This is a genomic window from Moraxella sp. CTOTU47724 (assembly GCF_032014955.1).
GTDB lineage: Bacteria > Pseudomonadota > Gammaproteobacteria > Pseudomonadales > Moraxellaceae > Faucicola > Faucicola tetraodonis.
This window is the reverse complement of the sequence record NZ_DALZSV010000001.1, coordinates 14,087-35,419: the sequence shown is the minus strand read 5'-3', so window position 1 is coordinate 35,419 and position 21,333 is coordinate 14,087. Positions and strand designations below refer to the sequence as shown.

At 44.1% G+C, this 21,333-nt stretch carries 20 protein-coding genes; 9 read left to right on the top strand and 11 right to left on the bottom strand.

The window, feature by feature from the left end; all coding sequences use genetic code 11:
* Positions 1–569 precede the first annotated feature (569 nt).
* Positions 570–1,712: an aspartate-semialdehyde dehydrogenase gene (gene asd, locus RTR63_RS00170; RefSeq protein ID WP_312521992.1), complete on the bottom strand. Its 1,143-nt coding sequence runs from the start codon at positions 1,710–1,712 to the stop codon at positions 570–572.
* A 312-nt stretch (positions 1,713–2,024) separates the two neighbouring features.
* Between asd and RTR63_RS00165 the strand changes: the two genes are divergently transcribed.
* The 5 genes from RTR63_RS00165 (at position 2,025) to RTR63_RS00145 (ending at position 6,049) form a co-directional block, all read left to right on the top strand.
* Complete coding sequence (locus tag RTR63_RS00165) at positions 2,025–3,155, top strand: endonuclease/exonuclease/phosphatase family protein (protein ID WP_312521990.1); 1,131 nt, start codon at positions 2,025–2,027, stop codon at positions 3,153–3,155.
* Positions 3,156–3,623: 468 nt separating this feature from the next.
* On the top strand, positions 3,624–4,376 hold the full coding sequence (gene rpe / locus RTR63_RS00160) for a ribulose-phosphate 3-epimerase (protein WP_312521988.1): 753 nt from the start codon (positions 3,624–3,626) through the stop codon (positions 4,374–4,376).
* 35 nt (positions 4,377–4,411) lie between these two features.
* Entirely contained in the window at positions 4,412–4,720 is a 309-nt protein-coding gene (locus RTR63_RS00155) for a hypothetical protein (RefSeq protein ID WP_312521986.1), read from the top strand.
* Between the two features lie 96 nt (positions 4,721–4,816).
* The gene (locus RTR63_RS00150; RefSeq protein ID WP_007115494.1) at positions 4,817–5,137 is read left to right on the top strand and encodes a hypothetical protein; all 321 of its coding nucleotides are present in this window, start codon (positions 4,817–4,819) and stop codon (positions 5,135–5,137) included.
* Positions 5,138–5,317: 180 nt separating this feature from the next.
* Positions 5,318–6,049 carry a hypothetical protein gene (locus tag RTR63_RS00145; protein ID WP_312521983.1) on the top strand — a complete coding sequence of 244 codons (732 nt, stop codon included), beginning with the start codon at positions 5,318–5,320 and terminating at the stop codon, positions 6,047–6,049.
* A gap of 96 nt (positions 6,050–6,145) precedes the next feature.
* On the opposite strand, the gene rluB is transcribed toward RTR63_RS00145, so the two are convergent.
* A complete protein-coding gene (rluB, locus tag RTR63_RS00140; protein WP_036591148.1) occupies positions 6,146–7,009 on the bottom strand; it encodes a 23S rRNA pseudouridine(2605) synthase RluB in 864 nt (287 codons plus the stop codon).
* Positions 7,010–7,243: 234 nt separating this feature from the next.
* Here rluB and RTR63_RS00135 point away from each other — a divergent pair, with 234 nt between their 5' ends.
* Positions 7,244–7,942 carry a DUF805 domain-containing protein gene (locus RTR63_RS00135; RefSeq protein WP_312521981.1) on the top strand — a complete coding sequence of 233 codons (699 nt, stop codon included), beginning with the start codon at positions 7,244–7,246 and terminating at the stop codon, positions 7,940–7,942.
* Between the two features lie 62 nt (positions 7,943–8,004).
* On the opposite strand, the gene scpB is transcribed toward RTR63_RS00135, so the two are convergent.
* From scpB to RTR63_RS00105, 6 genes are all read right to left on the bottom strand, one after another.
* Complete coding sequence (gene scpB, locus RTR63_RS00130) at positions 8,005–8,550, bottom strand: SMC-Scp complex subunit ScpB (protein ID WP_312521979.1); 546 nt, start codon at positions 8,548–8,550, stop codon at positions 8,005–8,007.
* Positions 8,547–9,335 carry a segregation and condensation protein A gene (locus tag RTR63_RS00125; protein ID WP_312521977.1) on the bottom strand — a complete coding sequence of 263 codons (789 nt, stop codon included), beginning with the start codon at positions 9,333–9,335 and terminating at the stop codon, positions 8,547–8,549. Before RTR63_RS00125 ends, scpB begins: the two co-directional genes overlap by 4 nt.
* The gene (locus RTR63_RS00120) at positions 9,332–9,958 is read right to left on the bottom strand and encodes a nuclease-related domain-containing protein (protein ID WP_309576247.1); all 627 of its coding nucleotides are present in this window, start codon (positions 9,956–9,958) and stop codon (positions 9,332–9,334) included. Before RTR63_RS00120 ends, RTR63_RS00125 begins: the two co-directional genes overlap by 4 nt.
* Before the next feature lie 7 nt (positions 9,959–9,965).
* Positions 9,966–10,580, bottom strand: coding sequence for an O-methyltransferase (locus RTR63_RS00115; RefSeq protein ID WP_312521971.1), 615 nt, complete (start codon positions 10,578–10,580; stop codon positions 9,966–9,968).
* A gap of 10 nt (positions 10,581–10,590) precedes the next feature.
* Positions 10,591–11,682: a tryptophan--tRNA ligase gene (gene trpS / locus RTR63_RS00110; RefSeq protein ID WP_312521969.1), complete on the bottom strand. Its 1,092-nt coding sequence runs from the start codon at positions 11,680–11,682 to the stop codon at positions 10,591–10,593.
* A 127-nt stretch (positions 11,683–11,809) separates the two neighbouring features.
* Positions 11,810–12,799: an LpxL/LpxP family acyltransferase gene (locus RTR63_RS00105; protein WP_312522123.1), complete on the bottom strand. Its 990-nt coding sequence runs from the start codon at positions 12,797–12,799 to the stop codon at positions 11,810–11,812.
* A 523-nt stretch (positions 12,800–13,322) separates the two neighbouring features.
* Here RTR63_RS00105 and RTR63_RS00100 point away from each other — a divergent pair.
* From RTR63_RS00100 to RTR63_RS00090, 3 genes are all read left to right on the top strand, one after another.
* Positions 13,323–15,413 carry a carbon starvation CstA family protein gene (locus RTR63_RS00100; RefSeq protein ID WP_409418175.1) on the top strand — a complete coding sequence of 697 codons (2,091 nt, stop codon included), beginning with the start codon at positions 13,323–13,325 and terminating at the stop codon, positions 15,411–15,413.
* Between the two features lie 85 nt (positions 15,414–15,498).
* Positions 15,499–15,783, top strand: coding sequence for a YbdD/YjiX family protein (locus tag RTR63_RS00095; protein ID WP_007115971.1), 285 nt, complete (start codon positions 15,499–15,501; stop codon positions 15,781–15,783).
* A gap of 238 nt (positions 15,784–16,021) precedes the next feature.
* Positions 16,022–17,224, top strand: a complete 1,203-nt coding sequence (locus RTR63_RS00090) for an ammonium transporter (RefSeq protein WP_219330968.1) — start codon at positions 16,022–16,024, stop codon at positions 17,222–17,224.
* A 114-nt stretch (positions 17,225–17,338) separates the two neighbouring features.
* Here the strand turns inward: RTR63_RS00090 and RTR63_RS00085 are convergent, their stop codons facing one another.
* From RTR63_RS00085 to RTR63_RS00075, 3 genes are all read right to left on the bottom strand, one after another.
* On the bottom strand, positions 17,339–19,198 hold the full coding sequence (locus RTR63_RS00085; RefSeq protein WP_312521965.1) for a monovalent cation:proton antiporter-2 (CPA2) family protein: 1,860 nt from the start codon (positions 19,196–19,198) through the stop codon (positions 17,339–17,341).
* A gap of 18 nt (positions 19,199–19,216) precedes the next feature.
* The gene (locus RTR63_RS00080; protein WP_312521963.1) at positions 19,217–19,972 is read right to left on the bottom strand and encodes a hypothetical protein; all 756 of its coding nucleotides are present in this window, start codon (positions 19,970–19,972) and stop codon (positions 19,217–19,219) included.
* Positions 19,973–20,286: 314 nt separating this feature from the next.
* Positions 20,287–21,333: cation diffusion facilitator family transporter (locus RTR63_RS00075; RefSeq protein ID WP_312521961.1), on the bottom strand; the 1,047-nt coding region annotated here is incomplete at its 5' end.

Sequence of the window (21,333 nt, the reverse complement as noted above, 5' to 3'; positions counted from 1 at the left end):
TGGCGTTTAAAGGTTGGTTTTGTTGGGTTTGTACATAAGTATCGCCAATATTGACGGCATAAGCGACAATGGGAAAACCCATTACCAAGTGTACAGAGTATTTTTGCCAAGACATAAAAAATCCTTGCTGAAGGTATCATAGCCTAGTTAGGGGTGTTAAAAAATGCCTACTTGTGTGATCGCATGGTAGTCAATATACCGACAGGCAATATTCAAATATCAAATTAATCGATAGTCCAACAACTTGACAAAAGTTTCAGTCAAATTATCTGCTCAACTTTACACTTTTTGTCCAAAACTCTCAATAGTCTGACTCGCTTATTATTGGCATAAAGCTTGGGATAAAGCCCGCTATTGATAGCAATTTACGCGCGGATTGATACGTGGATTGATGCTTGGATAATGAGGCTGTAATATTAATACCCTGACAATACCCTGATAACGGCAATCCCTGTCTACTGTTCATGGCGTTTTTTAGGGGTAAATAATGCATTTACACTATCAGGTTTATCTACTCAGGCATAAAAAAACACGCCCTAATCAGCGTGTTTTTTTGTAAAACCTTGGGCTTATAATTGATTGCGGATAATCGCAAGTGTGCGGCGTAATGGCTCTGCCGCGCCCCATAACAACTGATCGCCCACGGTAAAGGCGGATAAATATTCGCCACCTAGATTCATCTTACGAAGACGACCTACGGCAACTTTAAGGGTGCCAGAGACCGCCACTGGGGTTAAACGCTCAACGCTTGCTGCTTTGTCATTTTCTACCACATCTAGCCACTCATTACCACTGTTACGAAGTGCAGCTTCAATTTCTTCTAGAGGGATATCTTTTTTTAGTTTGATGGTCAAGCCTTGTGAGTGACAACGCATGGCACCGATACGCACGCAGATACCATCAATCGGCACAATGTTGGCATTAGTCTTGTCTGCATCATTGCCTAAGATTTTGTTGGTTTCAACACAGCCTTTCCATTCTTCTTTTGATTGACCGTTTTCTAGTTGTACATCAATGTAAGGAATTAAGCTACCAGCAAGCGGCGCACCAAAGTATTGTTTTGGGAACTCGCTGCTACGTTGTAATTCGGCTACTTTACGGTCAATCTCTAAAATTGCGCCTGCCGGGTTATTGAGTTCGTCTGCAACGCCATCATGGATGTAGCCCATGCCTTTGATAAGCTCACGCATGTTGTTGGCGCCCGCACCACTGGCCGCTTGGTAAGTCATCGCAGATACCCATTCAACCCAATCACGTTTGAACAACTCGCCAATCGCCATCAACATCAAAGATACTGTACAGTTACCACCGATAAAGTCTTTTTGACCATTTTTGATAGCGTCGTCAATGACATTGCGGTTGACCGGGTCTAGGACAATGATGCTATTGTCAGTCATACGCAGGGTGCTTGCTGCATCAATCCAGTAACCTGTCCAGCCTTTATCACGTAGCGGCTGATGGACTTCTTTAGTATAGTCGCCGCCTTGACAGGTAATAATGGCATCACAAGCCGCTAAAGCTGCTAAGTCATGCGCATCTTCAAGCTTGCTAGGGGCAATGCCATTTGGGGTAGGGGCATCGCCACCGGCATTACTGGTAGAGAAAAACACTGGGGTAATCCCTTCAAAGTCGTTTTCATCTATCATACGTTGCATTAATACCGAACCGACCATTCCACGCCATCCGACCAAACCTACGCGTAGCTGACTCATGATAACCCTTCCTTACTGTAAACAAAATAAATAGTGCAGAAAATCCACATTGATTTTTCAATTAGTAACCTGTTACCTTGCCTGTATTTGTAAGATTTTGCAAGTGAATTTTTTTTTACATGGGGCATCTATTTGGCTATAGGTAATATGCTGATAGCGATGTCACGGTGAAAAATAGCGTTTGGCAACACAACTGCAATTTATCAGCCGTATTTTTGCGGCTACTATATCGCCATACTAATGATCACAAGATAATGATAACAAGCTAATATTGACCAACGTGAACCGCAATATAACATGAAAGGATAGAGAATGACGCTGTTGTTACAGTTGCTAGCAGGTTTTGTGGTTTTTGCAACTTTTTGGGCAACCATCCCTAGGTTTGAATGGTGGTTTAGGGTTGCTGATTTTCCCAGAAATCAATTGATTTTTTTGGGGTTGGTGGCGCTCATTGGCTTACTTTGGCTAGGCGCTTTTGACAGTCGTTGGCAAATTGGATTGATTTTGTTGCTGCTTATTGCGCTGGCTATGCAAGCGTACATGGTGTTGCCTTATACGTTTTTGTGGAAGAAACAAGTGCAAACGGCAAAGCCAAAATCACGCGACTATCAAGTGAAATTGTTGGTTGCCAATGTGTTGACGACCAATCCAAATAAACAAGCTTTGATTGACCTTATCCATACCCATCAACCCGATATTGTATTGACACTCGAAACTGACCAAGCATGGCAAGACGCTTTAAGCGCCATTGAGGCTGACTATCCATTTAACGTCAAAGTGCCACTCAATAACTTGTATGGTATGCATTTGTACTCAAAGCTTGAGCTTATCAATCCGCAAGTAAAATATCTGGTAGTTGATGATATCCCATCGATTCATACCCAAGTTCGCTTAGCCATGGGGAAGGTTATTTGGCTATACTGCTTGCACCCCATGCCACCGAGTCCAACCGAAGCCGATAAATCGGTGACACGGGATTCTGAGCTGTTAATGGTAGGCAAACACATCAACGCCAACGATTTGACGGTGATTGTTGCAGGTGATCTCAACGATGTGGCTTGGTCGCATACCACACGCATGTTCCAGCGTATCTCAGGGCTACTCGACCCCCGCATTGGGCGTAAATTCATCAATACCTTTCATGCCAGTTACCCATTTTTGCGTTGGGCGCTTGACCATGTTTTTCACAGCAATCACTTCACGCTGGTATCGATGGCGCGTATGCCGAACATTGGCTCCGACCATTTCCCCGTGCTCACTACTTTACAATATGAGCCTGAAGTCATGGATGAGCAGCCTGAACCTTTACCAAGCATCGCCGATCTCCAAGAGGCGAAAGAAACCATCAAAGAAGGGGTCACAGAAGGTGAAAAACTATCGGAAGCTCAGACTGATAGCGCTAATGATGCTAGCAAATTATTGAAAGGCGCATTAGAAAGCTAGTAGTGAGCAAGCTAAAACCCCATGTAAGCATTTGCTTACAACAGATTCCGACTTTTGCGGCTAGCAACCAACCGTGCAACAACCTACAATGAACTCATCAGCACAAGGATGATACCAAGGAATGGTAGTGTTGAGACGCTCAGGATGAGTAATATCATGGAAAGCCAATAATAATAACATAGTTGACATGAAGTGCCCTAAAACCCAAGTCTATTGCCCTAAGACTTGGGTTTTATCTTTTTTGGTACTTATTCATCATAATCTAGCTACCTTGTTTTGACTACTTAAATGCAAATGCTGCAAGCCTTATGGCGGTATTTATTTTCACGGGCAGCAAATAGTCGCTGTCAATAGTCACAGTCACCAAATAATAGCCACCAAGTAATAGTCACCAAATAGTCGAAGTTTTTTAAAATAATCTTTGCTAAAATATCCGCAACTTTTAATCAAAGCTGACGGACAATGACGATGAACCAGTCTGAAATTCTTGAAGACTCACTTAAACAAGCCCCTAATAAATTTGCCCATCCCAACAATGATAGCCAATTTCTGATTGCCCCTTCGATTTTGTCGGCAGATTTTGCCCGTCTAGGCGAGGAGGTCGAGAAGGTTATCGCCGCGGGTGCGGACGTGGTGCATTTTGACGTGATGGACAATCATTATGTCCCAAATTTGACCTTTGGTAGCATGATTTGTCAGGCACTGCGTGATTATGGAGTAACTGCGCCGATAGATGTGCATTTGATGGTGTCACCGGTTGATAGTATGATTGAGCAGTTCTTAAAAGCGGGCGCTAGCATCATTACCTTTCATCCAGAAGCCACGCAACATGTCGATCGCTCTTTACAACTCATCAAAGATGGGGGCGCTGACTGTGGACTGGTGCTCAATCCTGCCACGCCGCTACACTATCTAGACTATGTGATGGATAAAGTTGACCAGATTTTATTGATGAGTGTTAACCCAGGGTTTGGTGGGCAAGCATTTATTGATGGCACCCTCAAAAAAATTGAAGCGGTGCGCGAAATGATTAGGCTATCGGGTCGCAATATTCGTCTTGAAGTCGATGGCGGTATCAAAGCCAGTAATATTCGTGCAGTTGCCGAAGCAGGGGCTGATATGTTTGTCGCAGGTTCAGCGATATTTAATCAACCTGATTATCGCCAAGCGATTGATGCGATGCGTGCCGAGCTGGCTTTGGTCGGTAGCATGCCAGCGTAAATGCGCCACAAGCAATGATACACAAGGAAATTGGTATGGACGTTCAATCCCCGTCTTTAGTACCCAAAGGTCTGACAATTGGGCTGGCAATATTTGCGGTGTTGCTAGGGTTGGCAGGTTTTGGGTTTAGGTTGATGTTTGGCGATAGTTTATCATCAATGCTGCCCTCACTGGTGAGCACCATTGCGATTTTTTGGCTAGGTATTCCACTGGTTTTTGTCGTGGGCTCAAAGGTGTTAAATCGCTACTCAGGGCGTGCACCGATTCAAAATCGCAATGCATTAACCTTGGGTTTGTTATTCAGCTGTGTGGCGATGCTATGGATGATGGCGGCATATTCGTAGCGGTTCGTTCGGCGAGTCGGCATCCCAAGACATTAACGCCACAAATTGATGCTATACATAACACCAATCCTCAGTAATTATTTAGGAATTTATTGAATGGCATTGCCACATTATACTAAGCAAGAATTATCGATTTATCCTAGCAATCTTCCAAAAGGCTTAATCAACACACTGATAGTTGCTTGCTTGCTGTTAGGGTTGGCGGCTTTACGCAGTAGCAAGGGAATGCAAGGCTGGCTCAATGTCATCGAAAATTGGGTGTTTATGCTATTGTGGATTCCGCTTGCCGTCACCCTTTGCGCATTACCTTTTAAGTTACGGGATGACAGTTTTGAGCTCAAATTGGCGTATTATCTCGGCATGTTTGTGGCATTTTTATTTGAAATTAATAAACTTCGCTATTGGCATACCATGTAAATATGACGATTTAGGTTAAGTAATAGCTAAAAGTTCTGCACAATACTTTTTTGACCGATGAATTTTTAGGCTTAGCCAAGGCTCACATGCTTGAATTTTTAAACAGTTGCAATCATAGTAATGCTATATTTGCTTTTTATAGGCAGGCTGTTATTTAAGACAAGCTGTTAGGGCGTATAGATGAATATTTTGCTCGGTATATTTCTGGCTGTGTTGATTTTGTTGATAAGCTTTTTGGTGTATCGATGGATAAGGCTGGCTTGGCATAAACTGCATGACATGGCAGGTATTGAGGTCGGTCTGTCTCAATATTCTGTGCCGCCCACAGCATCGCCGGCAAAACCAGAAACCATGCGCTTGGCGTACCAATCAACCCTGCCCATTCCCAATACCTTCGGTAGTGATAGCCGTTTTAACTTAATGCCACGTGCCAGCAAAAATGCAAGCAATAAAAAATGGTTTAAAGCAAAAAATCAACAACCGCGATTATCTTCACCTTCGATTTTAGGTATTGATGGCGCGTCAATTGAACGTATGCCAACAGCTGCCGTGATGCTGCTTGATACCATCCATGACAAACTCATTCGTTATCAGGAATGGCAACGAGACCAAAGCCAGTCAGCCAACCAACCAGACCACCCGCAAACCCAATGGTTGACTGAAAATAAGTTTGTGGTCAATCGCTTGATTGAACAGACGATTCCTGAAGCTGTACACCAGTATGACCAAATTGCTAAATATCATCCCAGTCAGCTCAATCAAAAAATTCAGGGTGAGATGACCGCAGGCGATATGCTCATTGAGGTATTGGCTCGGGTCAATCTGCAATTAGATGAATTGCTCAATGAGATGTTTCATGAAGTCAGCCAGCAATTTGCGTCAACTTACCGCTATGTCAAAAATCGCACTTAGTTGATGGTAGATTAACATTGGGACATTAAAATAAAAAAAGCGTATCAATTTGATGCGCTTTTTTTATAAGTTTCTTTTTTGTGAGTTTTATAGCGGTTAGCTGCTTCTTTTTTCTTTATCGCGGCGTAAGTGATGACCACCACGGCGCGCTTTTAGCGGTTTTTTCTCAAAGCGTTCTTGGCGGCGTTTGGCGATGCCGTAAAGCCCTGTACCTTGGCGCGGGCGGATGTTGACAAGTCCTGCTAAGGTGTCAATCTCACGCCGATCTAGCTCAAGATAGCGACCGGTACGAAGCTCCCTTGGGAGACTGACAGAGCCGTAACGGATACGCAGTAGTCGGCTTACTTTTAAACCTTGCGATTCAAATAAGCGGCGTACTTCACGATTGCGCCCTTCTTTGAGTTTGACTTGGTACCATTTATTGATACCTTCACCGCCTTTTTCAACGATGTCATCAAACTGTGCCATACCATCTTCTAGCATGACGCCACGTTTGAGATTTAAGATAATCTCAGGAGTGACTTCCCCCATCACACGCACCGCATATTCGCGCTCTATTTCATTTGATGGGTGCATCAGACGGTGAGCCAGTTCACCATCATTGGTAAATAGCAATAAACCTGTTGAGTTGATGTCCAACCGACCCACCATTACCCAGCGGTCATGGTTCAGTGGTGGCAGACGCTCAAACACCGTGGGACGACCTTCTGGGTCATGGGCTGAGCAAATTTCGCCTTCTGGCTTGTAATACATCAAGATACGGCGGCGTTTTTCGTTTTCTGCGGTATAGCGTAGCAAACGTCCATCGACTCGGATTTCATCGCCCTGTCCGACACGGTCACCAATGGTAGCGACAGTCCCGTTAACACTCACGCGACCTTCGCGAATCACATCTTCCATTTGGCGGCGCGAACCTAAGCCTAGACGGGCGAGGGCTTTTTGCAGTTTTTCGTCTTTCATTCAATAATCCTTTAATAGGTAGCAACATTTCACAATGTTGTGCTAGCATGAAACTTCATACTTGTGCCTATTGTAGGACAAGCGATGATTGAATGCTAGTATAAAGTCATGTGGCTAAATTTTAACCAGTATTTTAACCAAAAATTTAACATAAATAATGTCACATTGTAAAAATCATTTTACGTTATAATCATCAACATAAGTAAATCAATACATCTATAAGGAATAATAACAATGAAAGGGCAAATAGCCAATTTCTCGCCGCAATATGGTCAAGGTATCATCATGGGGGAGGACGGAAAAAATTACCCATTTACTAGCCAACAATGGCAACAAGCCACGGCACCGATAGCAGGACAACAAGTAGAATTTAGTGTCGATGCGCAGGGTTATGCGGTGGCAGTTGTCGGTCTTGCCGCAGGCAATGCTATTAATCTGAACAAATCGATAGATAGCACGATTGCGCCCATCCCTCACGGCTATACAGACAACCCTACAACTGCCAACTATGGTCAAGTTACTCACGCAGCGGGCATGAATGCCGTCAATCCAGCATGGGCGATTGAAGAAAATTATGGCTTTTTTGATTGGGTTAAAAAAAGCCTCAGCAATTATGCCAATTTTAAAGGGCGTGCTAGACGTAAAGAATATTGGTATTTTTATCTGGCGTGGTTCATGTTGTATCTGGGTGGGGCAATCATTGATTATATGATTGGTACTGATGGCATTGTGGCGGGGCTTATTGCTTTGGCGTTGGTGATTCCCAATATCGCAGTAGCTGTTCGCCGTTTACATGATGTTAATAAATCAGGTTGGTGGATGCTGATTGCTTTTATCCCCATCATTGGCGGGATTATGTTGCTGGTGTGGTATTGCACAGATACCAAGCCGAATGTCAACCAGTGGGGCGCCCCTGCTCGACGCTTGCCTTAATACATTCTTGATGCAGGGTGTTTAAACAGGTTATTTAAGAAGCTGCCCAGTCGGCAGCTTTTTTATATCTCAAGCTGTTTCACATCAGCTAGCTTTGGTAAATCTTGTAAGCTTTTAAGCCCAAAGGCGGCTAAAAACGCTGGCGTGGTATGCAGTAGTGCAGGCCGTCCCAGCGTATCGCGAAATCCTTGCTCAATAATCCAGCCCTTATCAAATAGTTGTCGTAAAATATTGCTCGATACAGTCACGCCACGAATTTGCTCAATATCGCCACGCGTCACTGGTTGTTTGTAAGCAATCACACTTAACGTTTCTAATAACGCTTGGCTTAAGGTTTCTTGACGCTGGGGAAAAACTTGCTGAATAAGTGGGCTAAAGTCATTGGCGATTTGCAATCGGTAGCCGCTCGCGGTATCGGCTAAGGTTAACGCGCCTTGTGATAGACGCTGCTGCAAGACTGTGAGCGCCATGCTCAGTTGGTTTGGATTAATCGATAGCCAGTGACATAGCTGTTTGGCAGTAATCGGGGTTTCTGAAGCATGCAAAATCGCTTCAATAGATTTGCTATGCTGCTGGGCAAGCTGATGTTGTTGGTTAAAATCGGTCATGACGATGCCCATATCAAGGTTAGTTCGCTTACATCGGAAGCGTTGTCATCCTCTTTTGCGACAAATTTTAGCATCCGCTGTTTTGCTAATTCCAAAATAGCGACAAAACTCACCACCACACCCAGTTTGCCTTGTGATTTATCTAATATGTCGTGGAAAGTGCCTTGACCACGACTTGCCAATATACGGCTAATACTTGCCATACGCTCTGCCAAAGGCACGATATCGGCTTTGACATGGTGCATTTGGTAATCGGGTTTTAGCTGCATTTTGATTAAGCTGTCGGCAAGCATGGTGGCAGGATAGGGTGCCATCTCTTTGGCTAATATATCAGGGCTTGGCAAACTGGCATATGCCAAAAACACATCGCGCTCAAGGCGCATTAACGCATCGATACGCTGACTGGCGTGTTTGATTTGGGCGTATTGTTCAAGTCTGTCAATCAGCTGCTTGGTGGGGTTTTTTTCATCCTCTGGCAGTTGGGTGCTTGGTAGTAACAATGCACTTTTGATAGCAATTAAGGTACTTGCCATCAGTAAATAATCGCCTGCCAACTCAAAATGATTGTCATCCAACTCATCAATATAAGTCAGGTACTGCTCGGTAATCGGCAAAATCGCTGTGGTGGTGATATCAAAGTTGTTTTTTTTGACTAAGTACAGCAAAAAATCTAGCGGACCTTCAAACTGCTCTAGCCAAATGGCAAAGGCTTCAGGCGGAATATAGAGGTCTTCGGGCAGACTTTGAACAGGCGTCTCAAAAATTCGAATGGCTAAATTGGTCATTTGTGATGTTGTTTTTTTAGGTTTTGAATATGCTGATGGCGAGTTTTGAGCGTATTATCAAGACGATTTTTAGCCAATAATTGGCAGATTTGCTGAACTTGTATGTCGCTGAGTTTTTGTTGGGTAAATGACAAAATATAATCTGTGAAATTTCCCAAGCGACAGATATTGGCTGGAAAATTACTTTTTAATTCACATTCACCTGTAAATACGATAACTGAATGAAAAACGTCATTCGGTAAATCTAATAAATTCTCTAATGTTTTGATATGTTTATAATTTTGTCGTAACGGATTTTGGAAAAGATGTTTTTTGCCATAAATGTTTTGCGTCCATTTGGCATCTTTGACTTTACCATAAATCCACCCTTTATAGTTTTTAGTTTCAACCACGAAAATACCAAAATGCGACACATAAATATGGTCAATTTGCGTAGAACCCTCATCAGTTGCTAAAGTGACATTTTGAAAATCATGGTAGCTATCATGTGGCAGCTTGCGATTAGCAGCTTTTTCAACCATTTTTTCGCCAAACCAACCTTTAAAAGTAGGCGATTTTAAAAAACTAATGATAAGGAAAAGAGGTATTAACCACCAAATTTGTTTTAATAATTCCCATAGCATTTTGTTATTAATCCTTTGATTGTTTAACTGCTAAAAACAATCCTGCCCCAATTGATAGGGTAGAGCACAGATAGTTGTTGTCCTGTTCAAAGGCTGACAAAAACGCTGTCACTTCATCGGCATGAGAAATCACATTATCGACAATCAGCATATCACCAAAGGTCAGTAACCGCTTAAAGTCAGCCACATAGTCGCCATAAAACCTACGCTCTGCATCCAAGAAAATCACATCAAAATGGGCGGTCGACTGACGTAAAAAATCCTTCGCATCGACTTGTTGTAGCGTGATATTGTGGTCAAACTGCAAGGTACGCAGGTGGTTGCGAGCAGTCAGTAATCGCCACTCGTCGATATCAATCGAGGTCAACGTGGCACTATTCGCGGTATTGGCGCGATTGATTTGGGCTAACGCATAGCCTAGCCATAGCGTAGAATAGCCTGTTGATGTGCCGATTTCTAATATATTTTTAGCCCGCTTACTGATAACCAGACTGGCAAGAAACTCGGCTGAATCAGGCTCAAGGTGGCGATGTCGGTTAAGACGGTTGGGCTGCGCATCGTCAAAGGCTTTATCGGTTTGATAAAGCCTATCGGTATAGGCTTTAAAGTGTGCAAATGACATGAGTGACTCGTTATTTTTTGAGTTTGGCAAGGGGTTTGATACCAATGGCTTTTCGTACTTTTTCAAGGCGTTTTCGCGCATCACGGCGGGCTTTTTCTGCGCCCATTTGTAGGATTTCTTCCAATTCTTTTGGATTCGCCATCAATTCATTGTAACGAGCACGGAAAGGGGCAATTTCGCTGTTAATTTTTTCAAACAACATTTCTTTGGCATCGCCCCAACCGATACCTTGCTCAAAACGTTGACGCAGTAGTTGTTGTTCTTCCGCGCTAGCGAATGCACGATAAATCTCAAAAATCGTGGATTCATCGGGGTTTTTGGGTTCTTCTGGTAACTGTGAATTAGTAACAATACGCATGATGGCTTTTCGCAGCGCTTTTTCACCGTCTACTTGCGACTGATTTGATGAAGGGTTGCCAAATAACGGAATGGTATTGCCATAGCTTTTTGACATTTTACGACCATCAAGCCCCGTCAGTAGCGGCGTGTCATCATCTACCATGGCTTCGGGCAATACAAAAATCGGTTTTTCCGGGTCACAATAGCGAAAATTAAAGGTACCTGCGATATCACGTGCCATCTCGATATGCTGGATTTGGTCTTTCCCCACAGGCACATGGGTGGCATTGAACATCAAAATATCCGCGGCCATTAGCACAGGATAACTAAATAACCCCATCGAAATGCCATAATCAGGGTCAGTGTCTGGCGTTTCACAGTTAGCATCTACGGCGGCTTTGTAGGCGTGCGCACGGTTCATCAAACCTTTAGCACAGTTACAGTTGAGTACCCAAGTTAGCTCTGGAATTTCGATAATATCCGACTGGCGGTAAAACACCACGCGCTCAGGGTCGAGACCACAGGCAAGCCACGTCGCGGCAATTGCCTTGGTCGATGCATGAATCGCCTCAGGGTCATGGCATTTGATGAGTGCGTGCAAATCCGCCAAGAAAAAATAAGCGTCGCTTTCTCCCGTACTGGCGCCTTGTATCGCCGATTGTATCGCTGGACGAATAGCACCGACGTAGTTGCCAAGATGGGGAATACCACTGGTGGTAATACCGGTTAAAATGCGGCGCGGCGCGGCTATTTTATCATTCATATTCAAAATTCCAAACAAAAGCAAAAAAAGTACAAAATAGGCAAAAAAATTGTCCGTTAGTATAGCGGGTTTTGACTACAAATTCATGCTAAAAATTGGCTGAGCCCCATGAGCCAAATGAGCAAAATTAGCGGTAATAGCGGATACCAGTAGGCTGGGTTTTGTAGCGCCGATGAAACCACATGTATTGGGTCGGGTCGATACGGATATAATTTTCTAATAGCTGATTGATGCGATTGGCATCCGCTAATTCATCTTCGGTTGGGTAGTTCTCAATGACAGGCGAGAAGATGATGTGATAATGCGGTTTGCGACCTTTTAACATCTCATCCGGGGTTTCCCGATAGAAATGCAATATCATCACGGCAGGCGGATTGGCTTTATTGCCCAGTTTTGCCATACGACGTGGTGCAGTCAAAGTGGCAGCGGGTACCCCAAAAAAGTCTGCCATCACGCCTTGTTTAAGCCCAAAATCTTGGTCGGGGGTGATCCATACCACATGATTATCTTTAAGGTTTTTGGCAAAATGGCGCATATTGCGATGACTGATTTGGTCGCTATAAACTTTTGAGCGAGCATTAAAAATGAACCAATCAAGCAGCGCATTGTTTTGCGGTCGATACACCACATCCAGCGGGGTGAACATGGTGGTCAGCCGTCCACCCAAATCGAGCAAAGTCGAATGGATACCGAGTAAAATCACCGCTTTACCTTGCGATTGGGCGTTTTTGACATGCTGCAGCCCTGATACAGTGACACAGCGGGTAAATACATCCGGTCGATACCACGCACACAGGCTTTCAAACACACCCACACCGGCATTGATAAAAATCTTCTCTGCCATCTCTAAACGCTGATCTTCGCTGAGCTCTGGAAACGCCAATGACAGATTGGTCAAAGTATCGGCTCGGCGGCTTTTAATTAGTCCAAATAACAATTTTCCCAAAAAATGACCGATTTTAAATTGATAGCGCAACGGCAAATAAATCAATGGCAAAATCAGCGCGACCCCAAGCCAAATCCCCCAATATTGCGGCAATAAAAACTGCCACTGAAAAGGCTTGCGCGCTGTACGGGTCGCTGATTGCAGTTTTTGCAACTCGCTCACCTTTGGCATGCCTTCAAGTGTTACAGTTGACTGATGCAGCAGATTGGCATCGGCATTACTGCCACTATCCTTACTGGCAGTATCAACCGAGGTCATTTTGGCTGTTGGGTCAAACATTTGAGGCTTATGATTTTGGGTTGGTTTCATAGGTTATGTTTCATTAAAAAAAGCATAAGAAAATACATAAAAAATGCAAAAATAAATGCTGTAGCAGCGACTTGGTCGATTAAGTTTGTAAAACTGGTCAAAAAATATAGGCTAAAATATACAGGCTTTTAAGCTGATTGGCTCATTATACCAAACAACGACGCAGGCTAAAGCCAGTAAATTTGGTATATATTGGGTAACAGTGATACTTTCAATGACGAAAGACCACCAATCCATGTTACAATTTGCAAAATATTACAAAAAAGAAGCAATAATGCTTTAACGTAATTACATGTTAATTTAGTTCAGTTGAAGATAATTGCTTTTATCTCTACCCCAGGATGACCTTATATAAAAAGGAGTTGACATGCAGACAAATTCCGCAATGACAAGTAACTCCCCCATGCTATCAAAGATAGTGTGGTTACTTGTTGCAATTATTGGCGCAGTGGCGTTAGGGACAATCGCCCTGCACCGCGGCGAAAGTATCAATGCGGTGTGGCTCGTTGCCGCTGCCGTGTGTTCGTATAGCATTGCTTATCGCTACTATAGCTTATTTATCGCCAAAAAAGTCTTTGAACTCAATCCCCGCCGCGTGACACCCGCTCATCGCCTAAAAGATGGCTTAGATTATGTTCCTACCAATAAATACGTCTTATTTGGTCACCACTTTGCTGCGATTGCTGGGGCAGGTCCTTTAGTCGGTCCTATCTTAGCGGCACAAATGGGTTATTTGCCAGGTACGCTATGGCTCATCATTGGTGTGGTATTTGCAGGTGCGGTACAAGATTTTACTGTACTATTTATCTCGACCCGCCGTGATGGCAAGTCACTGGGTGAAATGGCAAAAGACGAGCTGGGTACTTTTACGGGTATTACGGTGATGCTCGGTGCACTCGGCGTGATGGTCATCATTCTTGCCGTACTGGCACTGGTGGTCGTTAAGGCGCTAGCGCACAGTCCTTGGGGACTATTTACCATCGCGGCAACGATTCCTATCGCGCTACTGATGGGCATCTACATGCGTTATTTACGCCCAGGTAAAATCATGGAAGTGTCTATCATCGGCTTTGTGTTGATGATGGCGGCGATTGTATTTGGTGGCGATATTGCCAAAGACCCTGCAATGGCTGAATTGTTTACCTTGACAGGTACCCAGCTGACTTGGGCTTTGATGATTTATGGTGTGGTAGCATCAGTATTGCCTGTGTGGTTACTGCTTGCGCCGCGTGATTATTTATCAACTTTTTTAAAAATAGGGGTGATTGTAGGTTTGGCACTGGCGATTATCTTTACCATGCCAGAGTTAAAAATGCCTGCGGTTACCAAATTTATCGATGGTACAGGTCCGGTATTCAAAGGTGGGTTATTTCCGTTCTTGTTTATTACCATTGCTTGTGGTGCTATCTCTGGTTTTCACGCCTTGGTATCGAGTGGGACGACCCCAAAACTTGTGGACAATGAAGTAGATACTCGCGCCATTGGTTATGGTGGTATGCTCATGGAGTCGATGGTTGGTATCATGGCAATGATCTGTGCCACCATTCTTGACCCTGGTATGTATTTTGCGATTAATGCCCCAGCAGCGCTTTTAGGTACAACCCCAGAGACAGCGGCAGCCGCTATCCAAAAATTGGGGTTTGTAATTACCCCCGATGCGCTTACGACACTAGCGCAGCAAGTGGGTGAGAGCTCCATTATCTCACGGACAGGCGGTGCACCGACCTTTGCAATTGGGATGGCACATATCCTATCGTCTATCTTTGGTAGTACCGCGATGATGGGGTTTTGGTATCATTTTGCGATTTTATTCGAAGCCTTGTTTATTTTGACTGCAGTCGATGCAGGGACGCGTGCTTGTCGTTTTATGGTACAAGACACCATTGGCATCGTGGTGCCATCGGTACGTGGCTCAACCAATCTCGGCGTGCATTTGCTTGCAACCTTGATTGCAGTCGCCGCTTGGGGCTTCTTTGTCTACCAAGGCGTCATTGATCCGCTTGGCGGCATTAACTCATTGTGGCCGCTATTTGGCATCGGTAACCAAATCTTGGCAGCCATGGCATTAACCCTAGGTACCGCAGTTTTATTTAAAATGAAAAAACAAAAGTACGCTTGGGTCACTGTGGCACCCACGGTTTTCTTATTGATTACCTGTCTGACGGCAGGTTGGCAAAAAATCTTCCATGAAAACCCAGCGATTGGTTTCTTAGCGCAAGCGCACAAATACAGCGCCGCGATTGCCAAAGGTGAAGTGTTAAAACCTGCCAAAACCTTGGATGAGATGCAAACCATCGTATTCTCAAACTATGTGGATGCCGTGCTTTGTGGCTTCTTTATGATTGTGATGATTGTAATGATTTTCGGTACGATTCGCGCATTAACAAAAGCCTTGGCAAGTGATAAACCTACTGTGGTTGAAGGTGAGGCGATTTATGAAGATCCAAAACCCTTGAATATTTCTGCACCGCATTAGTGAAAAATTAACAGCGATTGCACTTATATTGTGCAATTGCTCGATTTTCACCAAAACCATGCTAGGCAGATAGAAGGAGCGTCACATGAGTAATAATGCGTTAATCGCCAACTTGATTAAAATGACCTTAAAAGCGCAAAAGGAGGTGATTTTTAGCCCAAAAAATATGACCCGCCTAATCACGTTGGTCAAACGAATGCAACAAAGCTTTCGTTTGATGGTCGGTGTCCCTGATTATGCCACCTACGTTAGCCATATGCAGGAGCAGCATCCTGACCTAGAGCCAATGGATGAAAAGACCTTTTTTCGCTACTGCGTCGATGCGCGCTACCCGAGTAATGGCGGTGGCATGAAGCGATGTCCTTGCTAACGCTATAAATCGGTAAAAAACAGTCTAAAATTAGGCTGTTTTTTTTATCAAAAATTGAATTGTTAATTTTTGTAAATATTGGCAATGATTTTGCATACAATTGCCAGCTTGTCGATTGACCGCACGTCGTTGATGCCTCGCTTAGGGGCAAAAAGGGATAGCGGTTAAAAAGATTTATTGCTTTAGCAAGCGTTTTTAATTTTGCCTAAGTGTTTGACCATGTGAGTGAGGTGTGTTAATGCAGCAGCCAGTTTTGCATTCAAGTTTAGATGTGTTGTTTTTATTGATTGGGTCAGTGATGATTCTAGCGATGCATGCAGGTTTTGCGTTTTTAGAATTAGGGACAGTCAGGGCAAAAAACCAAGTCAATGCACTCGGTAAGATTTTGGGCGATTTTTGTATTTCCACCATTGCCTATTACTTTATTGGCTATCCACTTGCGTATGGTATCAATTTTTTTCATAGTACGGATATTTTGTTGCTCGGCAATGGCTATGAGCTGATGAAGTTTTTCTTCTTACTGACTTTTGCCGCCGCAATTCCCGCTATCGTATCAGGTGGGGTAGCAGAACGTGCCAAAATATTGCCGCTTTTTTTGGCGACCTTTGTAATTGTGTCTTTCTTTTATCCTGTGATGGAAGGGGTGGTATGGAATGGCAATTATGGGTTGCAAGGTTTTTTTGCGTCGCTATTTGGGGTGCAATTTCATGATTTTGCAGGTTCTATCGTGGTGCATGCGTTTGGTGGTTGGATAGCCTTGGGCGCGGTGTTGTTGCTTGGTGTCAGACGTAACCGCTATAAACACGGCTACGTAAGTACCCATCCACCGTCATCTATTCCGTTTTTGGCATTGGGTTCATGGATTTTGATTGTCGGTTGGTTTGGCTTTAATGTCATGTCGGCACAAAAAATCGGCAATATCTCAGGACTAGTAGCTGTCAATTCGCTGATGGCGATGGTGGGCGGTACTTTGGTGTCGATGATAGTGGGCAAAAACGACCCAGGTTTTATGCATAACGGTCCGTTGGCAGGTCTGGTGGCAGTGTGTGCAGGCTCGGATATCATGCACCCTTTAGGCGCCTTGGTGGTCGGTGGTATCGCGGGCGGGTTGTTTGTATGGTTATTTACCTTTACCCAAAATCGTTTAAAAATTGATGACGTACTTGGCGTATGGCCGCTGCATGGGGTGTGCGGATTGTGGGGTGGGATTGCCGTGGGTATCTTTGGGCAACATTGGCTTGGTGGTCATGGTGGCGTGAGTTTTTGGGCGCAGCTGCTCGGCAGTGTGATGGGCGTCCTTTTTGCGACAGCCACAGGATTTTTGGTGTATGGGATTATCAAGCAGTTCATGGGACTACGTTTAGGCGATGAAGAAGAGTTTAATGGCGCGGATTTGTCGATTCATAAAATATCCTCTACCTTTGATCGTGATATGTTTTAGTGATTTGATTTTTGGCCATTTAGGTTCTAGCTATTTAGATTTTAGTTATTTGGTTGAAAAAAGGCAATCGTGAACGTGATTGCCCTTTTTTATTGTTTAATGATTCGTATGTGGCTAATGGGGCTTGGGTTCATCAGCCAATTTTTCAAACCGCTCTTTTTCTTTATGGAGTTCATTTTTCGCGGTGGTCATATCGCTATCGAATAAGCTTTCGAGTTCTTGAATCGCCGATTGTGCTGAGGCAATCATCTCTGCTTCATCTTCATAGATGGCGCGCTGCCGTTCAATCAATGCGTCATCATAATCGCGGAACATTTGCACGGTTTTTCGTGCGGTTTTTGGCTCCATGCCCAATACTTCCAAGGTTTCGCGTGACATATCCAGCGAAGATAGGTAGGTTTCTCGCCAAATATACTTAACCCCCGCATCGCGCAAACGATAATAATGCTCACGGTTTTTGGCACGTGCCAAGATGGTCAGATGCGGATAATTGCGTACGGCATAATCGGCCACCGTTGCCGACAGCTCGATATCACCAATGGCAATAATAAAAACTTTGGCTCGTTGAAGCCCTGCTGCGCGTAGGATTTCAGGATTTTGGGGATTGCCATAGTATACTTGGTTACCAAATTTGCGGACGAAATCGACTTGGTTGGCAGATTTTTCAATCGCGGTAAATTCAATATTGTGCATACGTAGCACACGACCGATGATTTGCCCGACACGTCCAAAGCCTGCAATCACCACCGCGTGCTCATGGTTGGGTATTTTGTCGTATTCTTTACTGGGCTTAGCTTTGGCAAATATCGGATTGCCAATTTTTTCCAGTAATAAAAATGCCAGTGGCATCATTGCCATTGAGACAGTCACCACAAGGTTTAGAATATTTTGTTGTTCACGGGTTAACAGATGCTGGGCGGTCGCCACGCTAAACAGTACAAAGGCAAATTCCCCGCCTTGTGCTAGCGTTACCCCAAGACGGATACTGCTTTCGTTTTTGTTGCCCATGAGCCGCGCAATGATTGTCAGCACCACAAACTTAATGAGCATCAGCAATACTGCCAAGCCAATGATGAGTAAGGGCTTGGCGACAATTAATTTGACGTTGGTAAGCATACCGACTGACATAAAAAACAGCCCAAGCAGCAAACCCTTAAATGGCTCAATACTCGCCTCCAACTCGTGGCGGTATTCGGAGTCAGCCAGTAGCACCCCGGTTAAAAATGCCCCAAGTGCCATTGACAAGCCTATATAATTCATCAATAGCGACACACCCAGTACGATAAACAACGCCGTGGCGGTGAGCAGCTCGGTGGCGTTACTAGAGGCCACGAATTTAAAGAAAGGACGTACCACAAACCGACTGACAAATATCATGCCAGCAAAAATACTGATGACTTTGGCAAAATAAATCCAATCGTAATTTTGCTCTTGCGCGCCCGACAAAAATGGCAATGCGGCCAGTAAAGGAATAACCGCGATATCTTGAAACAATAAAATAGTAAAGGCTTGTTGACCATGCGTGGTGGCAAGCTGCTTTTTTTCACCCAATAACTGCAACACAAACGCCGTTGATGACAGCGCCAAGCCAAAACCGATGACAAAACTATGTGATAGCCGAATATCTAAAAGATACCACGATAGCAGCATCAACACCACGCCCGTGACAATCACCTGCAGCCCGCCTAACACAAAAATCTGTTGCCGCAGTGCCCAAAGCCGAGAGGGCTGTAGCTCTAAACCAATAATAAATAATAGCAGCACGACCCCAAATTCAGAAAAATGCAGCAAGTCATCGGGGTTACCCGCAACTTTTAAAAAACTTGGACCCAGCAATAAGCCGGTAAACAAATAGCCCAATACCGTGGCGATACCAAAACGCTTTGCAAGCGGTATCAAAATCACTGCCGCACCCAAAAAGATAGTTGCGTCAAGCATCATAGAACTATCAGCACTGGCAGCAAGCACAAACATACAAAACCTCAAATATTTTTAATTTTTGACAAAAATTTTCCAAATCCCGTTATCGGCAATCGCATTTTTATAGGCGTCATTGCGTTTTTTACGGGGAGTTTGCCGGCTGTCCACCACTTTAAAGTCTGCTAACGTTTGAATGACCAAACCTGTGCGATAAAAACGAATCCGTTCAGGCTCTAGCAATTCACCTTTGGGATTGCGACAAAACACATAAGCGCGTAAATCAATGAATTCACGATGCGCCACCAGCCGCACGTCTTCGCTTTTGGCTAGGGCATTTTCCATCGCCATCAACTGGGCATCCTCATACGGACCGCATTTTTCAACCAGTGCACCCACTGACCCAAAATTTTTGGATTCTTTGGCTTTGGTACGGGTCAAATGTAGTTTTTGCACATGATAAATAAACTGCGGTATCTCAAGGCTTGCGGGTAATGGCAGATAATCAGGCGGCAATCCTGCCGAGGGATAAAACCCTTTGGCGCGATCAATCAAAGCTTGCCAGGTTTGCTCATAGCTTTGCACCTCTGCCAAATTGCCTACATAAATAGGCAAATCTTGAATTTGGGTGAGATAGGGCGGCGGAAAAAAGTTATCCCGAAACTGGGCAATATCGGCTTGCAAGGTGGAGAGCAATAACTTGACCTGTTTTTTATGCGCCTTTTCATCAACCAGCAATGCTGATGGATTGCCATTATCTGAGTTGTCTGAGCCATCAGATTGGGTGAGATGCAAGTTGGGTGCCACGAAAGGTGCAGAACGGTGTGTCATACGCGTTTACCTCCAGTAAGCTAATGATTTTTATATAGATTTAATAGAAACCTAATGTAGATATTAAATACAGATGTTTAATTGTTTGGCGAACGTTTAGCAAGCGTTTAGCAAACAACGCTTGCCACAGCATGGTGCTGATTCATCCTAACATATTTAGCCTAAGTAATGGACACTATCAAACAATTAATCGTAAGAAAAGTTAAATCGTCAAAGCCATTCAAACTAAAAATCCAAAATTACGAAAACCCAAAACCAAAAAAATGACGCTCAGCGGCAACATCGACTTTTTGCACTTCGGGTCAAAAAGTCGGTTAGTGTGCGTGCGCATGGACAGGGGGTGTGCTAGTAATATCACAATTAAACTGCGCGGAGTGCGCATGCAAATCACTTTCAAATTGCAGTGTACTGTGCCCAATGCCTAAATGCTGTAACTCATGCTGTAAGTGTGATAATAGTGCATCAGTTTGCTGTAGGGTAAGCGAGCTTGGGACAATGATATGACAAGATAAGCTATGTAAGCCGCTGGTAATCGTCCAGATATGTAGGTCATGAACCGATAACACGTTTGGGTGGGCAGAGAGGGTTTGGATAATAACGCTTTGGTCAATATCATTGGGCGCGCCTTCCATTAAGATATGGGCGGCATTTTTGACGACAGCATAACCACTGCGAACAATCAGTAGCGCCACCAAAATACTCACCGCCGCATCCGCCCACACCCAGCCAAACAGCATAATCACAATAGCAGCAATAATCGCAGCCACCGAGCCTAGCAAGTCACTTAATACATGTAAATAAGCGCTTTTCATATTTAGATTATCAGTATCACCACCGTGCATCAGTTTGACCACCACCAAATTGACGATAAGCCCAATAGTACTGATAACTAGCATACCCGTGGTGGCGATTTGTGGCGGCGCTTCAAAACGCAGTACCGCTTCATAGATAATACCTGCACTGATAATCAGTAGCGTTACCCCATTGATGAGCGCAATCAAAATCTCAAAACGGCGATAGCCAAAAGTTTTATGAGAGGTAGCGGATTTTTTACCGATGATAAACGCAAACAAAGTCATGGCAAGTGACACCGCATCACTAAACATATGACCTGCATCTGATAACAACGCCAAACTGCCGGTAATATAACCGCCGATGACTTCAACAATCATATAGCTTGCAATGATAGCAAACGCTATGGTGATGATACGCTGATTATCGGTATGACTGTGGCTATGACTACTGTGGCTGTGACTGTGGTCGGCGTCCTTATGGTGATGATTGTTGCCATGACTATGCGCATTAGGGTGCACATCAGTAGGCTGCTTTGAATCTTGAAGCGGTTTTGGGGTCATTGTTAT

Excerpts from the sequence above, each read along its gene's own strand:
- asd (WP_312521992.1), bottom strand. The coding sequence starts at position 1,712 with ATGAGTCAGCTACGCGTAGGTTTGGTCGGATGGCGTGGAATGGTCGGT.
- RTR63_RS00165 (WP_312521990.1), top strand. The coding sequence starts at position 2,025 with ATGACGCTGTTGTTACAGTTGCTAGCAGGTTTTGTGGTTTTTGCAACT.
- rpe (WP_312521988.1), top strand. The coding sequence starts at position 3,624 with ATGAACCAGTCTGAAATTCTTGAAGACTCACTTAAACAAGCCCCTAAT.
- RTR63_RS00155 (WP_312521986.1), top strand. The coding sequence starts at position 4,412 with ATGGACGTTCAATCCCCGTCTTTAGTACCCAAAGGTCTGACAATTGGG.
- RTR63_RS00150 (WP_007115494.1), top strand. The coding sequence starts at position 4,817 with ATGGCATTGCCACATTATACTAAGCAAGAATTATCGATTTATCCTAGC.
- RTR63_RS00145 (WP_312521983.1), top strand. The coding sequence starts at position 5,318 with ATGAATATTTTGCTCGGTATATTTCTGGCTGTGTTGATTTTGTTGATA.
- rluB (WP_036591148.1), bottom strand. The coding sequence starts at position 7,009 with ATGAAAGACGAAAAACTGCAAAAAGCCCTCGCCCGTCTAGGCTTAGGT.
- RTR63_RS00135 (WP_312521981.1), top strand. The coding sequence starts at position 7,244 with ATGAAAGGGCAAATAGCCAATTTCTCGCCGCAATATGGTCAAGGTATC.
- scpB (WP_312521979.1), bottom strand. The coding sequence starts at position 8,550 with ATGACCGATTTTAACCAACAACATCAGCTTGCCCAGCAGCATAGCAAA.
- RTR63_RS00125 (WP_312521977.1), bottom strand. The coding sequence starts at position 9,335 with ATGACCAATTTAGCCATTCGAATTTTTGAGACGCCTGTTCAAAGTCTG.
- RTR63_RS00120 (WP_309576247.1), bottom strand. The coding sequence starts at position 9,958 with ATGCTATGGGAATTATTAAAACAAATTTGGTGGTTAATACCTCTTTTC.
- RTR63_RS00115 (WP_312521971.1), bottom strand. The coding sequence starts at position 10,580 with ATGTCATTTGCACACTTTAAAGCCTATACCGATAGGCTTTATCAAACC.
- trpS (WP_312521969.1), bottom strand. The coding sequence starts at position 11,682 with ATGAATGATAAAATAGCCGCGCCGCGCCGCATTTTAACCGGTATTACC.
- RTR63_RS00105 (WP_312522123.1), bottom strand. The coding sequence starts at position 12,799 with ATGCCAAAGGTGAGCGAGTTGCAAAAACTGCAATCAGCGACCCGTACA.
- RTR63_RS00100 (WP_409418175.1), top strand. The coding sequence starts at position 13,323 with ATGACAAGTAACTCCCCCATGCTATCAAAGATAGTGTGGTTACTTGTT.
- RTR63_RS00095 (WP_007115971.1), top strand. The coding sequence starts at position 15,499 with ATGAGTAATAATGCGTTAATCGCCAACTTGATTAAAATGACCTTAAAA.
- RTR63_RS00090 (WP_219330968.1), top strand. The coding sequence starts at position 16,022 with ATGCAGCAGCCAGTTTTGCATTCAAGTTTAGATGTGTTGTTTTTATTG.
- RTR63_RS00085 (WP_312521965.1), bottom strand. The coding sequence starts at position 19,198 with ATGTTTGTGCTTGCTGCCAGTGCTGATAGTTCTATGATGCTTGACGCA.
- RTR63_RS00080 (WP_312521963.1), bottom strand. The coding sequence starts at position 19,972 with ATGACACACCGTTCTGCACCTTTCGTGGCACCCAACTTGCATCTCACC.